Origin of the sequence: Bradyrhizobium sp. (genome assembly GCF_016462955.1) — a bacterium.
Taxonomy (GTDB): Bacteria; Pseudomonadota; Alphaproteobacteria; order Rhizobiales; family Xanthobacteraceae; genus Bradyrhizobium.
The window spans coordinates 1-1883 of record NZ_JAEMSD010000627.1 but is presented as its reverse complement, the minus strand read 5'-3'; the positions used below and the strand labels follow the sequence as shown (position 1 = coordinate 1883).

Genomic DNA, 1883 nt, shown 5'->3' with positions numbered 1-1883 from the left:
CAAGCACGAGACCATCACCTTCTACGATGCCTCGCGCGACAACCGTCCCGTGCCTGTCTCCATCGCCGTGCGCCGCGACAAGGAAATGCAGGCCAATGCCGGCATGATCAAACTGCCGGTCGCGGTGATCAATCACGGCAACACCGTCAAGAACACCGAGTATGGCTTCCTCGCCAACATGTTCGCTGCGCGCGGCTACATCGCCGTCAGCCCGCAGCATGATTTGCCGACCGATCCTCCGATGGTGACCAAGCCCGGTGAGCTCTATGTCGGGCGGCTGCCGCAGATCCTGCGGGGCGTCGCCAACATTCATCTTGCCATGCACGAGATGAAGAAGGTTCAGCCCAACGCCGACTACGACAAGGTCACGATGGTCGGCCACTCCATGGGCGGCGATATCACAATGTACTTCGCCAAGCAGTATCCGGATGAGGTCAAGAAGGTCGTCACCCTCGACAATCTGCGCGTGCCCTTCGTCACTGCCGGCAAGTTCAAGATCCTCTCATTCCGCTCCCAGGATCCGCAGTTCAAGGCCGATGCGGGGGTGATTCCGACCGACGAGGAATGCGAGAAGGCTGGCATCCAGGTCGTGAAGACCGAGTTCCAGCACAACGACATGCGCGACACCGGACCGGATGTGGCAAAGAGCTCGATCCAGAGCATGCTCGACAAATTCCTGAGCACGACCGACAGCGATCTGGCGCCGGTCGACACGCAATCGGCCCCGCCCAAGATCCTCGAGCCAGGCCCGGTCGCGCTCATGGCACCCGCAAAGAGCTGACGTTACTCATCGATCGCACCGATCGTCGAAGCCTCCGCCGGCGGCAAGCCTGCGGAGGCTTTGCACATTGACCGGGCTGCATGCGCTGACCACATTAGCCGCTCACGCAGGGTGCAAGCAGAGATGTCGGGCCAGCCTATCAAACCGCGCGGTCGCGACGCCGTCGCGGCGCAAGCAGACGGCTCGCTGCCGCGAGCGGGGACCTCAACCTCGGACGACATCGCCGCCTTCGTCGCCAAGGCACGGGCCCTTTCGCCGCATGCGCCCGGCGCGAAGGGACGCCTGATCTTCGCTCTGGATGCGACCATGAGCCGTCAGCCGACCTGGGACATGGCCTGCACGCTGCAGGCCGACATGTTTCGGGAGACTGCGGCGCTCGGCAGCCTCGACATCCGGCTGGTCTATTATCGGGGCTTCAACGAGTGCCGCGCCACGGGCTGGATCTCCGACAGCGGCAAGCTGGCCACGCTGATGAGCAAGATCGATTGCCGCGGCGGCGATACCCAGATCGGCAAGGTGCTGAGCGAAGCCCGGCGCGAGGCGGTCGCATCGGGCGTGCGGGCCGTGGTCTTCGTCGGCGATGCCATGGAGGAAGACATCAGCGAGCTCTGCGCCAAGGCGGGCGAGCTCGGCATGCTCAAGGTGCCCGTGTTCGTGTTTCAGGAGGGGCATGACGCCATCGCCGAGCAGGCCTTTCGCGAGATCGCGCGCCTGACGGGCGGCGCCTGGTGCCGGTTCGATCCTGGTGCGGCGGCGCAGCTGCGCGAGCTGCTGCGAGCAGCTGCGGCCTATGCCGCCGGCGGACGCGAGGCACTATTGAAGCTGGCGGGAAGCGCGAGCGGCGCGGCGAAGCTGATCAGCCAAATGAAGTAGCGACCAGGCGGCGGTGGATGCCATGCTTTTCGGCAAGAGGACGACTATATTCCAGCCATGACCCTGATCGCCGGCGCTGTTGCCGTTATCACGCTTTACCTGCTGCTCCAGATGTTCCGCTCCGCCAATCCGGCGGTGCTGGCACGCGTCATCAAGTTCGGCGGTGGCGTGCTGGCGCTTGCGGTCGCGGCCTTCACGGGCTTGCGCGGCGAGCTGGCGGTTGCGATCC

At 64.7% G+C, this 1883-nt stretch carries 2 protein-coding genes and 1 pseudogene; all 3 read left to right on the top strand.

Features of this window, described 5'->3' with window-relative positions:
• Window positions 1-781: alpha/beta fold hydrolase (locus JHD07_RS35755; protein WP_291630767.1), on the top strand; the 781-nt coding region annotated here is incomplete at its 5' end.
• 123 nt (window positions 782-904) lie between these two features.
• Complete coding sequence (locus JHD07_RS35750; protein WP_291630765.1) at window positions 905-1654, top strand: VWA domain-containing protein; 750 nt, start codon at window positions 905-907, stop codon at window positions 1652-1654.
• Between the two features lie 57 nt (window positions 1655-1711).
• Window positions 1712-1883 (top strand): annotated as a pseudogene (locus tag JHD07_RS35745) (molecular chaperone DnaJ); the annotation flags it as partial.